The organism is Rubrivirga marina, from assembly GCF_002283365.1.
GTDB lineage: Bacteria > Bacteroidota > Rhodothermia > Rhodothermales > Rubricoccaceae > Rubrivirga > Rubrivirga marina.
In genome coordinates this window covers 155,587-169,696 of record NZ_MQWD01000001.1, presented here as the reverse complement: position 1 = coordinate 169,696, position 14,110 = coordinate 155,587, and the positions used below count along the sequence as shown (strand labels likewise).

The 14,110-nt window shown below is 72.2% G+C and carries 8 protein-coding genes; 4 read left to right on the top strand and 4 right to left on the bottom strand.

The genetic code is table 11. From position 1 onward, the window contains the following. Positions 1–10: 10 nt before the first annotated feature. From BSZ37_RS00555 to BSZ37_RS00545, 3 genes are read left to right on the top strand one after another with little or no spacing between them, the layout of a single operon-like run. Positions 11–2,416 (top strand): glycoside hydrolase family 127 protein, encoded by a 2,406-nt coding sequence (locus BSZ37_RS00555; protein ID WP_095508673.1) that lies wholly within the window; start codon positions 11–13, stop codon positions 2,414–2,416. 12 nt (positions 2,417–2,428) lie between these two features. Then, positions 2,429–5,023 carry a glycoside hydrolase family 3 C-terminal domain-containing protein gene (locus tag BSZ37_RS00550; RefSeq protein WP_095508672.1) on the top strand — a complete coding sequence of 865 codons (2,595 nt, stop codon included), beginning with the start codon at positions 2,429–2,431 and terminating at the stop codon, positions 5,021–5,023. Positions 5,024–5,080: 57 nt separating this feature from the next. Beyond that, a complete protein-coding gene (locus BSZ37_RS00545; protein ID WP_095508671.1) occupies positions 5,081–7,369 on the top strand; it encodes a glycoside hydrolase family 95 protein in 2,289 nt (762 codons plus the stop codon). Here BSZ37_RS00545 and BSZ37_RS00540 read toward each other — a convergent pair. From BSZ37_RS00540 to BSZ37_RS00525, 4 genes are all read right to left on the bottom strand, one after another. Further along, positions 7,366–8,286, bottom strand: a complete 921-nt coding sequence (locus BSZ37_RS00540) for a sugar phosphate isomerase/epimerase family protein (RefSeq protein WP_095508670.1) — start codon at positions 8,284–8,286, stop codon at positions 7,366–7,368. The two genes, BSZ37_RS00545 and BSZ37_RS00540, sit on opposite strands and share 4 nt — an antisense overlap. Further along, on the bottom strand, positions 8,283–10,607 hold the full coding sequence (locus BSZ37_RS00535) for an outer membrane protein assembly factor BamB family protein (RefSeq protein WP_095508669.1): 2,325 nt from the start codon (positions 10,605–10,607) through the stop codon (positions 8,283–8,285). Before BSZ37_RS00535 ends, BSZ37_RS00540 begins: the two co-directional genes overlap by 4 nt. Positions 10,608–10,610: 3 nt before the next feature. Beyond that, positions 10,611–11,504, bottom strand: a complete 894-nt coding sequence (locus BSZ37_RS00530; RefSeq protein ID WP_179299404.1) for a type 1 glutamine amidotransferase family protein — start codon at positions 11,502–11,504, stop codon at positions 10,611–10,613. Between the two features lie 194 nt (positions 11,505–11,698). Beyond that, on the bottom strand, positions 11,699–12,892 hold the full coding sequence (locus BSZ37_RS00525; protein ID WP_095508668.1) for an alpha/beta hydrolase-fold protein: 1,194 nt from the start codon (positions 12,890–12,892) through the stop codon (positions 11,699–11,701). A gap of 281 nt (positions 12,893–13,173) precedes the next feature. Between BSZ37_RS00525 and BSZ37_RS00520 the strand changes: the two genes are divergently transcribed. Further along, a complete protein-coding gene (locus tag BSZ37_RS00520; RefSeq protein WP_218830353.1) occupies positions 13,174–14,091 on the top strand; it encodes a poly(ethylene terephthalate) hydrolase family protein in 918 nt (305 codons plus the stop codon). The last annotated feature ends 19 nt before the right edge of the window (positions 14,092–14,110 follow it).

Sequence of the window (14,110 nt, the reverse complement as noted above, 5' to 3'; positions counted from 1 at the left end):
CCCTCGCACCATGTGGACGCCCCGTCTCGCCGCCTTCGCCCTCGCGGGCCTCACCCTCGTCGCCTCGGTGCGTGCGCAGGAGGGGCCCGTCGAGGCGTTCCCGCTCACCCACGTTCGCCTGCTCGACGGTCCGTTCCAGCGGGCCCAGGACCTCGACCGGCAGTACCTCCTGGCGATGGAGCCCGACCGGCTCCTCGCGCCGTACCTCCGCGAAGCCGGACTGGAGCCGAAGGCGGAGCCGTACGGCAACTGGGAGTCGACCGGCCTCGACGGCCACATCGGGGGCCACTACCTCAGCGCGCTCGCGTTCATGGTGGCCTCCACCGGTGATACGGGGTTGCGAGAGCGGCTGGACTACATGGTCTCGGAGCTGAAACGGGCGCAGGACGCGATCGGGACCGGGTACCTCGCGGGGTTGCCGGACGGCCAGGCGATGTGGGCCGAGGTCGCGGCCGGCGACATCCGTGAGACCAACTTCGGGCTGAACGACCGGTGGGTCCCGCTCTATAACATCCACAAGACGTACGCCGGGCTTCGCGACGCGTACGTCCACGGCGGCGTCGAGGCGGCCCGGCCCCTATTCGTCGCCCTCGCTGACTGGGCGCTCGCGCTCGTCGGCGGCCTGAGCGACGCCGAGGTCCAGCAGATGCTCGTCTCCGAGCACGGCGGGCTGAACGAGGTGTTCGCCGACGCGGCCGCGCTGACCGGCGACGACCGGTACCTCGGCCTCGCCGACCGCTTCTCGCACCGCGCGATCCTCGACCCGCTGGAGGCGAACGAGGACCGCCTCACGGGCCTCCACGCGAACACACAGATCCCGAAGGTCATCGGCTTCCAGCGCGTCGCCGACGTGGCCCGCCAGCACGGCGTCGCGGGCTACGACGGCTGGGCCGCCGCGGCGGCCTTCTTCTGGAACACGGTCGTGGGCGAGCGGACGATCGCCATCGGAGGGAACAGCGTGGCCGAGCACTTCCACCCGGCCGACGACTTCTCGTCGATGGTGACCGAGCCGGAGGGCGTCGAGACGTGCAACACGTACAACATGCTCCGGCTGACGAAGCTGCTGTTCGAGTCGGACCCCCAGGCCCGGTACCTCGACTACTACGAGCGGGCGCTGTACAACCACATCCTCGGCTCGCAGCACCCGGAGACGGGCGGCCTCGTCTACTTCACGCCGATGCGGCCCAGCCACTACCGCGTCTACTCGCAGCCCGACCTCGCGATGTGGTGCTGCGTGGGCTCGGGCATCGAGAACCACGCGAAGTACGGCGAGATGATCTACGCCCACCGCGGCGACGACCTCTTCGTCAACCTGTTCATCCCCTCGACGCTGGACTGGGCCGAGCGCGGGGTGCGGCTCCGCCTCGACACGCGCTTCCCGGACGCCGAGGAGGTGACGATCGCGGTCGAGGCGGGCGGCCACTTCGCCCTGAACCTCCGTCGGCCGGCGTGGACCGAGGGTGCGATGCGCGTCGCCGTCAACGGCGAGTCGGTCGACCTCGGCGGGTCCCCTGAGCGGAGCCGAGGGGCCGAGGCGGGCGGGTTCGTCCGCGTCGAGCGCGTGTGGGCGGCGGGCGACCGGGTCACGGTCACGCTCCCGATGACCACGCGGCTGGAGGCGCTGCCCGATGGGTCGAGCCACTACGCGGTGCTCCACGGGCCCGTCGTGTTGGCGGCCAAGACCGACCCGTTCGAGGGCGAGCGGCTCGAGTACAAGGCCGATGGCTCCCGGATGGGCCACGTCGCGCAGGGCGCCCTCTGCCCGCCGACGGCCGCCCCCGTGTTCGTCGGCGACACGGACGCGTTCCTCGCGGGCCTCGAGCCGGTCGCGGGCGAGCCGCTCACGTTCCGCGCGCCCGATGGCCTCCGCGGGACCGACGAGACCCTCACGCTCATCCCGTTCTTCCGGCTCCACGACTCGCGCTACGTGATCTACTGGCCGCAGGCGACGGAGGCCGAGTACCAGGCCCGCCTCGACTCGATCGCCGCGGCGGCGCGCGAGCAAGAGCTGCTGGACGCGCGGACGGTCGACCAGGTGACGCCGGGCCAGCAGCAGCCGGAGGTCGAGCACAACTTCGCGGGCGAAGGGACCGAGTCGGGCTACTTCCGAGGCGGCTACTGGCGCCACGCCTCAGGCTGGTTCAGCTACGAGTTCGCCGACCCCGAGGCCGAGGCGGCCGTCCTCCGCGTGACCTACTCCGGCGGCGACAGCGGCCGGACGTTCGACATCCTCATCAACGACGTCCGGATCGAGACGGTGACCTCGACGGGCCACCCCGACGCCTTCTTCCACGTCGACTACCCAATCCCGGACGAGGCGCGGCGGAGCGACGGCGTCCTCGTGACGCGCTTCCAAGCCCACCCTGGCTCGATGGCCGGCGGTGTGTTCGACGTCCGAATCCTCGAAGCCGACTAGCTCGCCCCCACCATGACCACCGTTTCTGGCCACTCCGTGCGAGCGCTGATGCTTGCCCTCGCGCTTGTCGCGACCGCCAGCGCGCAGCCGTACCGCGATCCTGATCTCGCCGAAGACGCTCGCGTCGACGACCTCCTCTCGCGGTTGGCGCTGGAGGAGAAGACGGACCTGATGAGCAACGCGACGCCCGGCGTCCCGCGGCTCGGCCTCCCCAGGTACGACTGGTGGAGCGAGGCCCTCCACGGCGTCGCGAACGCGGGCCACGCGACCGTCTTCCCCCAGGCCATCGGGCTCGCGGCGATGTGGGACGCGCCGCTGCACGAGGAGATCGCCGGCGTGATCGGGATCGAGGGGCGCGCGAAGTTCAACGGCTACAAGGGCACGCCGCTCGAGGGGCAGATCTTCCGCGGGCTCACGTTCTGGTCGCCCAACATCAACATCTTTCGGGACCCGCGGTGGGGGCGCGGGCAGGAGACGTACGGCGAGGACCCGTACCTGACGTCCCGCCTCGGCGTCGCCTTTATCCGTGGGCTCCAGGGCGACCACCCGGACTACCTGCTGGCGGCGGCCGGTGCGAAGCACTTCGCCGTCCACAGCGGCCCCGAGCCGCTCCGGCACGACTTCGACGCGTCGCCGTCGGAGCGGGACCTCTACGAGACGTACCTCCCGGCGTTCGAGGCCGCCGTGCGCGAGGCCGACGTCGAGATCGTGATGCCGGCCTACAACGCGGTCTACGGCGTCCCGGCCTCGATCAGCCCGCTCCTCTACGGGTTGCTGGACGAATGGGGCTTCGACGGCCACACGACGTCCGACTGCGGCTCCGTCGGCGACCTCCATCAGACGTACCGGGTGGCCGCCGACGGCGCCGAGGCGAACGCCCTCGCGCTCAAGGCCGGCATGAACGTCCGCTGCGGCGGGGAGTCGGGGAACCTGCGCGAGGCCGTGCGCCGTGGGCTCGTCACGGAGGCGGAGATCGACGCCGGGCTGGCGCCGCTCCTCCGCACGATGGTGCGCCTCGGGTTCTTCGACCCGGAGGAGCAGGTGCCGTTCAACGCCATCGCCCCCTCCCTGAACGACGCGCCTGAGCACGGCCAGTTGGCACTCCAGGCCGCCCGCGAGTCCCTCGTGCTGCTGAAAAACGACGGCGTCCTCCCGCTCGACCCGTCGCAGTTGAACCGCGTCGCGGTCATCGGGCCGAGCGCGACGTCGGTGCCGGTCCTCGTCGGCAACTACAACGGCGTCCCGTCGGCGCCCGTCACCGTGCTCGATGGGCTCCGGGCGGCGCTGGAGCCGGCCGGCGTCGAGGTGACCTACGCGCACGGCGTCGAGTACGCCGATCGCTCGCAGGAGGTGCGGCCGATCGCCTTCGGCTGGTTCCACGGCGAGTACTTCGACAACCCGGACCTCGCGGGTGAGCCGGCGGCGACGCGGACCGAGCGGCCGCTCAACTTCGACGTCGGCTCGCGCGAGCGGTACGGCGCGCTTCCGCCGGGCGTCCCCGAGCGCGGCGCCTCGGCGCTGTGGAACGGCCACCTCGTGACGACGCTCGACGGCGACTACGAGCTCGTCGTGAAAGGCCGCGGCGGGTTCCGGCTGTGGATCGACGGCGAGGCCGTCATCGACTCGTGGACGGCGCCGGCCGGCCAAGAGGGCGAGATGCGGGAGGTCCGCGTCACGACGCGGCTGCCGGACAACGCCGAGCTCCCGCTCCGCCTCGAGTACACCCAGGGCGACGGGCCGCTGGCGGTCTCGTTCGAGTGGAACACGCCGCCGCCCGCCTCGGGCGTCGACGAGGCCCTCGCGCTCGCCGAGGCGGCCGACGCCGTCGTCTACGTCGGCGGGATCTCGGCCCAGCTCGAGGGCGAGCAGATGCCGGTCGACTACGCGGGCTTCGACGGCGGCGACCGGCTGGCGATCGAGCTCCCGGCGCTCCAGCAGGACCTGCTCGAAGCGCTCGTGGCGACCGGAAAGCCGGTCGTGTTCGTGAGCCTCTCCGGCAGCGCCGTCGCCATGCCGTGGGCCGACGAGAACGTCGACGCGATCCTCCAGGCGTGGTACCCGGGCCAGGCCGGCGGCACGGCCGTCGCCGACGTGCTCACGGGCCGCTACAACCCGGCCGGGCGGCTCCCCGTCACGTTCTACCGCTCGACCGCCGACCTCCCGCCGTTCGAGGACTACGACATGGCGGGGCGGACGTACCGCTACTTCGAGGGCGACCCGCTCTACGCCTTCGGCCACGGCCTGAGCTACACGACGTTCGACTACGCGAACCTCCGCGCCAGTGCGCCCACGCTCGAAGACTCGATCACGGTCTCGGTCGACGTGACGAACACGGGCGCGGTCACGGGCGACGAGGTCGTCCAGCTCTACGTGGCCGTCCCCGCCTCGGCGGTCGCGCGGCCGGTCAAAGAGCTCCGCGGCTTCCGGCGGATCACGCTCGCGCCGGGCGAGACGCAGACCGTCACGTTCCCCCTCACCGCTCGTGAAGTGGCCTACTGGGACCCCGAGGCGGACGCGTGGGCGGTCGAGCCGGGCCGCGTCGAGGTCCAGGTCGGCGCGGCCTCGGACGACGTCCGCCAGCGGTTGACCGTCGACGTCGCCGACTGACGCGGCGGCCTCCGCTCCCGATCGCCTGTCCGCCTCCCACGCATTCTCGTTCCCACCGTGACTCGTCTCCTGTTCGCCACGCTCCTCGCGGCCGTCCCGCTGGCGGCGCAGCCCGCCGACGGACGGCTGTCGCTGTGGGCCGCCGAGCCCGCGTCGGAGTGGGTCGAGGCCTACCCCGTCGGCAACGGCCGCCTCGGGGCCATGACGTTCGGGGGCACGGCCGAGGAGCGGGTCCAGTTCAACGAGGACACGGTCTGGAACGGGTTCCCGCACGGGTACGAGCGGCCGGGCGCCCACGAGGCGCTGGGCGACATCCGCCGGCTCCTGTTCGAAGGGAAGAAGCAGGAGGCGTCGGACCTCGCGGCGGTCCGGTTCATGAGCGCCCCGCTCCGGCAGCGGTCGTACCAGTCGTTCGGCGACCTCCAGATCGCCATGCCCGGCGTCGACGCGGAGGCGGTCACCGATTACCACCGCGAGCTGGACCTCGACGAGGCCATCGTGCGAACGACCTTCCGCGTCGGCGACGTGACCTACACCCGCGAGGTGTTCGCCAGCTTCCCTGACGACGTCCTCGTGATCCGCACCGAGGCGGACCGACCCGGCCACGTCTCGTTATCCGTCGCCCCGACGAGCCTCCACGGCACGCGCTCGTACCGCGTGGTCGGGCCGGGCGAGATCGCGATGGAGGGGATCGTGGAGGACGGCGTGATCCGCTTCGAGGCCCGGCTGCTGGTGACGGCCGAGGGCGGCGAGGTGGCCGTCTCCGACACGGTCGCGACCGTGACCGGCGCCGACGCCGCGACGATCGTCCTCGCCGGCGCCACCACCTTCGTCCGCTACGACGACGTCACGGGCGACCCGATCGCCCGCAACGACACCACCGTCGCCGCCGTCCGGGGCACGCCGTACGACGCGCTCCGCCAGCGCCACCTCGCCGACCACCGGTCCCTGTTCCGCCGCGTCTCTCTCGACCTCGGCCCCGCGCGGACCGACCTCCCGACGGTCGACCGGATCGCCCAGTACCGCGAGAACGACGACCCCGGGCTGGCGGCGTTGCTGTTCCAGTACGGCCGCTACCTCCTCATCGCGTCGAGCCGGCCCGGCAGCCAACCGGCCAACCTCCAGGGCATCTGGAACGAGAGCAACGAGCCGGCCTGGAATAGCAAGTACACCGTCAACGTCAACACGGAGATGAACTACTGGCTGGCCGAGCCCGCGAACCTCGCGGAGCTCAGCGAGCCGCTGTTCTCGCTGATCGAGGACCTGTCAGAAACGGGCCGGGCGGTCGCCCGCGAGCACTACGCGGCGCCGGGCTGGGTCGTCCACCACAACACGGACCTCTGGCGCGGGGCGGCGCCCATCGACGGCCCGTTCTGGGGCCTCTGGCCGACCGGCGGCGCGTGGCTCACGCAGCACCTCTGGTGGCGCTACGAGTACGGCGGCGACGAGGCGTTCCTCCGCGAGACGGCCTACCCGATCCTGCGCGACGCCGCGCGGTTCTTCGTCGCCACGCTCGTCGAAGACCCCGAAACAGGCCATCTGATCTCCGGCCCGTCTGTCTCACCGGAGAACCGGGGCGTGGTCATGGGGCCGACGATGGACCACCAGCTCATCCGCGACCTCTTTTCGAGGACGATCCGCTCGGCCGAGATCCTCGGCGTCGACCCCGCGCTCCGGGACACCCTGCAAACGATGCGCGGCCGGATCGCGCCGAACCAGATCGGCCGCCTCGGGCAGCTTCAGGAGTGGCTACAGGACACGGACGACCCGGACGACGCCCACCGGCACGTCTCGCACCTGTGGGGCCTCCACCCGGGCGCCGAGATCACGCGCTGGGACACGCCCGAGCTGTTCGACGCCGCCCGCCGGTCGCTCGAGCTCCGCGGCGACGACGGGACGGGCTGGTCGAAGGCGTGGAAGGTCAACTTCTGGGCCCGACTCCACGACGGCGACCGCGCCCACCGGCTCCTCTCGAACCTCCTCACGCTCACGCGGTCGACGGGCTACCGGGGCACGGGCGGCGTCTACCCGAACCTCTTCGACGCGCACCCGCCGTTCCAGATCGACGGCAACTTCGGCGCGACGGCCGGCATCGTCGAGATGCTGATGCAGAGCCACGCCGGCGAGGTCCACCTGCTCCCCGCGCTCCCGGGGGCGTGGCCGTCGGGCGAGGTCCGCGGCCTGAAGGCCCGAGGCGGCCTGACCGTCGACATCGCGTGGGAGGACGGCCGGCTCCGCGAGGCGACGATTCGGTCCGAGCGCGGCGGTCCCGTCCGCGTCCGCCTCGGCGACGAGGTCCGCCAACTCGACCCCGAGGCGGGCGTGCCGGTGACGATCCGGCCCTAACCCCGTGCGGCGAGGAGGCTCGTGCGGAGGTGGGCGACCATCCACTCCGCGATGGCCTCGGCGTCGAGCGGGTCCGTCGACGGGTCCCACTGCTCGCCGGAGTAGATCCCCTGGAACCCCGCCGCCTCGGCCGTCCGGACGCAGCGGTCGAAGTCGAACGACATGTGCTCGCCGCCGTCGTCGAAGAGAAGCGTTTTGGCCGAGATGAGGTCGGTGTACGGAATGAGCCGCGCGAGCGCGTCGAAGCGGTCGGTCCCGTCCGGAAAGTTGCCGAAGTCGGCGACCGCGCGGGCGTCGCCGTCGAGCGCGTCGAGGATCTGGAGGAGCACGCCGAGGTCGGTCGAGATGCCGCCGTGGTTCTCGGTGAGGAGCCGGACGCCCTGGCGGTCGGCGTAGTCGGCGACCTGGCGGAGCGAGCGGACGGCCGTCTCGATCGTCCCGGTCCCGGCGTTCGCGCGGATCGACGGCGACCCGACGGCGCGTGCCACGTCGACCCACTCGCTCACCAGGTCCACGCTCGCCTGCCGCTCGTCCTCGTCGGATGAGGCCAGATTGTAGGGCTGGTCCATCTGGAGGTTGACCACGCGCGACCCGGCCCGCTCGACGGCCCGGCGGATCTCGGCGAGGTGGCCCGCCTCGGTCGAGTCGACATGCTGGCTCCACAGCTCCACATTGCGGACGCCGAACCGGTCGCGGACGTAGGCCGGAAACTCCGGGAGCGTCATCAACGGATCGGTCCCGGCGTAGTCGGCCGGGCGGGTCTGCGCGAAACGGAAGCGGAACGTGACCGTCGTGAGCGCGATCCGGTCCATCGGGTCGGCCGAGGCGCCGCCCGAGGCGGCCAGGCCCGGGGCGCAGCCGGCGACGGCAGCGAGGGCGGCGGACGACTTCAGGAAGGCGCGGCGGGAGAGCGTCACGGTGCCGTCGGGAGTGAGAAAACCACGTAGCTGCCGGGCGCGCTGGGGCCCGTGGGGCCGCTGCCGCCCTCGCTCCCCTCGCGCCCGAACTGGAGCGGCGTGGTGGCGACGACGGCGAGGTACGGCCGGCCGTCGATCTCGTAGTACGTCGGCATGCCCTCGGTGCCGGTCGGGAGGGCGGCCGACCACAGCTCGTCGCCGGTCTCGGCGCTGAAGGCGTAGACCCGGCCGTCCTTGGCCGTCGCGAACACGACGCCGGTCGAGGTCACGATCATGCCGTTCCGCTGGGCCTGCGGGACGCCCGTGTCGGTCGCGCCCTCGGCGGCGGCGTCGCGGTCGAGCCCCAGCGCGCGCTGCCACGTGATCGTGCCCGTGTTGAGGTCGTAGGCCGTGAGCGTGGCCCACGGCGGCGCGAGGACGTAGGCGTGCCCGAGCCCCCAGCCGCCGATGGTGTAGCGCGCCGCGGGTGCTTCGATGCCCTCGGGGTACGGCGGGCCGAGGCGCCCGCCGGCCCGGCTGACCGGACGCGCCGCCAGCCCGGCGGGCGCGCCGCCCGTCGCCACCACGTTGCCCTCCGGCGGGCGGACGACCGCGCCGTCGCGCGACCCGCCGAGGAACTGGTAGAGCGCCGTGACCTCCTCCTCCGACAGGTGGCCGAACGCGGGCATCTCGCCGCGCCCCGCACGGACGACCTGCTGGAAGTCGGCGAGGCCGAGCCGCCGCTCGACGCCGAGGAGGGAGGGGCCGACGGGCGTCCCGGCCTGGTCAGCGCCGTGGCAGGCCTGGCAGTTCGTGGCGAACAGCTCGGGCCCACGCCACCGGGCCGGCACCGGGCGCGCGCTCGAGGCCTCGGGCTCGGCCTCCTGGCGTTCGAGCTTCGGATAGAACGACGGCCAGTCGATGCTGATGACGTAGACGGTGCCGGCCTCGGGGTTCGCGGCCGTGTTGCCCCAGCTCGCCCCACCGACGGCGCCCGGCAGCGCGAGGGTTTCGTACTGGTGGGAGAGCGGCGTGAACAGGCCCATCCGTCCGTCGCGTTCGAGCGAGTCGAGCTTGGCCGTCCACCGCGCCCGCTCGGCGTCGTCCATGAGGTACGGCGAAAGGTCCGAGACGCCCATCGACTGGCGGGCGAAGGGCGGGACGACCGTCGGGAACGGCTGCGTGGGCCACGCCTGCTCGCCGGGCACGTCGCTGGGGGGCACCGGCCGCTCCTCGATGGGCCACACGGGCTCGCCCGTCACCCGGTCGAACACGTAGAGGAAGCCCGTCTTGCCCGCGACCGCGACGGCGTCGATCTCTCGCCCGTCGTTCCGGATCGTGACGAGTTGGGGCGCGGCGGCCGGGTCGTAGTCCCAGAGGTCGTGGTGGACGAGCTGGAAGTGCCACAGCCGCTCGCCGGTCCGCGCGTCGAGTGCCAGCAGCGAGTTGCCGAACAGGTTCGCGCCGTGCCGGTCGGCCCCGTAGTAGTCGTACGTCGGCGAGCCGGTCGGGACGAAGGCGATGCCGCGCTCGGCGTCGACCGAGATCTCGCCCCACGTGTTGACGCCGCCGGCGTAGCGGTAGGCGTCCTCCGGCCACGTGTCGTAGCCGACGTCGCCCGGCTGCGGGATCGTGCGGAATGTCCAGACGCGCTCGCCGGTGACGACGTCGTAGGCCCGGATGTGGCCCGGCGCCGAGAGGTAGCTCTCGCCGGGCGACGACCCGAGGAGGATCAGGTTCTCGAACACCTTCCCCGGCGTCCCCGACTGGACGCGCGAGATGGTCGTCGGGTCGCGGTCGAGGCCTTCCTTGAGGTCGACCACACCGTCCGTCCCGAAGCTCAGGATCGACTGGCCGGTCGTGGCGTCGATGGCCTGGAGGTAGTCGTTCATCTGGAACAGCAGCCGCCGGTCGGTCCCGTCGGCGCTCTCCCAGTAGTTGATCCCGCGGCGCGCGATGCCGCGGAGGTGGGCGTGGATCCAGATCTCCTCGCCCGTCCGCGCGTCGAGCGCCACGAGCGAGTTGTCCTTCGCCAGCACGTACATGGTCGTGTCGACCACGAGCGGGTTGAACTGGTAGACGTTCTCGTCGCCCGTCTGGTAGCTCCACGCGACCTCCAGGTCGCCAACAGTCTCAGGCGTCAGAGCCGACGTCTCGACGAACCGCGACATGTCGGGGCCGCCGCCGTAGTCCTCCCACGTCCGGTGCTGGTCGGCGTACGCCGCGGGGTCGCCGGGGCGCGACTCGGCATCGAGGCAGCCCGCCAGCAGGAGGGCGCAGAGGGCGGAGGCGAGCCCGCCCGTCGGGCCGCCGAGGCGGAGCGTGTGGGGGGAGCGGCGCATGGCTCAGTCCGCCTCGGCGGTCTCGTCGGGCGGGAGCGCCGGGGCCTGGACGCCGCCGTCGGGCACGTCCATCCCGGCGGCCCACACGATCCCGTTGAGGAGGAACCGGCGGTAGTCGTCCACGCTCCGCATGTTGTCGTGGAAGTCGACGCCGCCCATCACGAAGCCGCGCCCGCCGTCGTCGCGCTGGTAGGCCCAGGACGCGATCTGCGGCCCGACCGGGTGCTCGGCCGGCGTCCCGAGGAGCAGGTCGGTCCGCCGCGGGTCGTCCGGCAGGAAGAAGCGGCAGAACACCTCGTCGCGGTATGTCCAGGGGCGGACGCCGTAATTGATCGGGTGGCCCGTGTTCTGGGGCGTCATCGTCCAGGTGTCGGTCGGGTTCTTCGAGCCGATCTGGACCCACATCCCGCCGAGCCAGTCCATGTAGGCCTCGCGGGCCCGCCAGTTCTCGACCCACGTCGCGTAGTGGAGCACGACGACGCCGATGTTCTTCTCGGCGATGAGCGAGTCGAGGCCGTCGAGGAAGGCCGTCGTCTCCTCGTCGTAGCCGTGGTAGTCGGTCTCGGGGGCGGGCGGGAAGAGCGGGTGCGTCTCGCGCTCCGTCCGGTCCGACGAACTGTTGATGACGATGACCGCGGCGTCCTCGTACACCGAGAGGTCGCGCGGCGCTTCACCCACGTAGACGCGCGTCGTGACGTCGTCGAGGTTCGTTGCGTGCTCCAGCGACCACGCGAGCGCGCGGAGGTCCTTCTCGTACTCGTGGCGTCCCGGCCAGCCGTGGTCCTTCGGGCCAGCGAGGAACACGACGTCACCGGTCTGGGCCGAAGCGGGCGCCGTCCCGAAGCCGAAGAGGAGCCCAGTGAGAAGCGCGGGCGCGAAGAGTCTCGGGAGGCGCATGGGCGTCGGGGAGGGGACGACGGGCAGCGCCCCCAGACCCTCCGGGAGCGCTTTCGTTGAGGAGAGATAAGATGAGTGCGCGCCCGACGCAGAGCAAGCGGCTCGTGCGCCACCCCGTGCCGCTGGCGACGCCGTCGGCCCGGCTCGTGGGGTAGGGGGGAGGCGGTCTCTGCGAGGGGGCCGATCGTCCGCCGCTACCGGAACAGCCGGGGGGCGAAGTCGTGGAGTGACCGGCGCCACGTCTGCCACTCGTGGTCGGTCCCGGGCGACTCGTAGTAGACGTGGTCGATGCCCGCCTCGGCGAGCGCGGTGTGGACGCCGTTGACGCCGGCGTACATCCCCTCCGGCTCGTCCGTCCCGATCCCGATCCAGAGCAGGTTCACCCGGTCGGCGAACGCGTCGGGGTCGGCGAAGACGCCGCCGTAGGCGGTCGCGAGGTCGAGGCCGTTCGCGCCGCCCGGGATGGCGGCGCCGCTGAACCCACCGATGTAGGAGAAGAGGTCGAGGTGGTTCAGCGTCGTGTGGAACGTTTGCATCCCGCCCATTGAGAGGCCGGCCATCGCCCGGTGCTCGCGGTCCGGGATCGTCCGGAACGTCTCGTCGACGAACGGGATGAGCTCCTGCGTCACGTCGTCCTCGAAGACCGAGAACATCCGCTGGAGGCCCTCCCAGCGGTTCGCCGGCGGGGGCTCGTCGGCCGCGTCGGCGCGGCGGGCGTAGCCGCTGGCCATGACCACGAGCATCGGCTCGGCCTCGCCGGCCTCGATGAGGTTGTCGAGGATGAAGTTGACGTTCCCCTGGCGGACCCAGCCGGTCTCGTCCTCGCCGCCCCCGTGCTGGAGGTAGAGGACCGGGTAGCGGGTGTCGAGGTCCGCGTCGTAGCCCGGGGGGACGTAGACGAAGGCGTGCCGCCACGACCCGGTCACGTCGGAGTCGTACCAGACCTCGCGGACCTGCCCGTGCGGCACGTCGCGGACGGCGTAGTAGTCGACCCCGGGCTCCGGGACCTCGACCGCGCTGACGTACCGGCTGCCCCCGTAGAACGACCGGCTGCTCGGGTCGGCGAACTCGACGCCGTCCACGATGAACGTGTAGTAGTGGAGGCCGGGCGCGACGGCGGGCGCCGTGACCGTCCAGACGCCCTCGGCGTCCCTCTCCATGTCCTCCTTCGGGCCGCTCCAGTAGTTGGCCCGGACGGCGGTCGCCTCGGGGGCTTCGAGGCGGAACTGGACGCGCCCGTCCTCGCTCACGCGGGGGTACTCGGCGCCCCCAACGTTCGTCGAGGCGGGGACGAACGCGTCCTGCGCGTGGCCGACGCTCGCCAGGAGGAGGCCAAGGAGGAGCAGGTGCCCGGCGGTGGCGAGAGCGCGCGAGAGATCGGGTCGCATGGGAGCGGGAGGGGAGGAAAGGGGAGCCTCGGCCGCGCTTCCGCCGGCGGGTCGCGCGCGTGGCCTGAGGGAGCGTACGCCGGGGGGCTACCCTGGGCAAACCGCCCGTGAACGTGGAGGTGACGCCCGTGTCTCCATCGTGGAGCTCGGCCCGTCGAGGAGGCACGGCGGAAGCGGTCCCGGACCCGGACGTGTACGTTGTGGCCGTCGGGGGGAGGGCTCGGCCCGCCTCGGCGTCATGCTCGACGGACTTCGTCCGCTCTCAACTCAGCGACCCGATCATGGAAACGACTCCTTTCGCACGACCCCGCCTCCACGTCCTCACGGTGGCGCTGGCGTGCGCGGCCTGGACCCTCCCGCCCGCAGCGCTCGCGCAGACGACGTCGAGGACGGTCGAGGACGGTGGGACCGGCCCGTACCCCGCCCTCATGCTCTCCGAGGCGAGCCTGCCCACCCATACGGTCTTCCGGCCCGCCGACCTCGGCGCGTTCGGGGACGACCGCGCGCTCCCGGTCATCGCCTGGGGCAACGGGGCCTGCGCCAACTCGCCGTGGGAGCACGTCAACTTCCTCAACGAGGTGGCGTCGCACGGCTTCCTCGTCGTCGCCATCGGCCCGATGCCGGCGGGCGAGGGTGAGCAACCGTACGAGCGGTCGACGTCGTCCCAGCTGACCGACGCCATCGACTGGGCAGTCGCGCAGAACGAGGACGAGGGGAGCGACTACTACGGCAAGGTGGACACGGCGCACGTCGCGGTCAGCGGGATGTCGTGCGGCGGGCTCCAGACGCTCGAGGTCGCGGGCGACCCCCGGGTCACGACCGTCGGCGTGTTCAACAGCGGGATCCTCCCAACCCCGACGGGCGGGATGCCGGGCATGCCGGCGCTCACGAAGGACCGGCTCGCCGACCTCCACACCCCAACGCTCTACCTCCTCGGCGGCGAGTCCGACATCGCCTACGGCAACGGGATGGACGACTACCGGCGGATCGACCACGTCCCGGTCGCCGTGGCGAACATGGACGTGGGCCACGGCGGGACCTACCGCCAGCCCCACGGCGGCGAGTTCGCCCGCGTCGCCACGGCGTGGTACCTGTGGCAGCTGACGGGTGACGAGGAGGCCGGCGCCCTGTTCACCGGCGACCCGCCCGGCCTCGCGGCGTCGCCGGACTGGCGGATCGAGACGAAGAACCTCGACTGACGGCGGGCCGCGGCGCCCG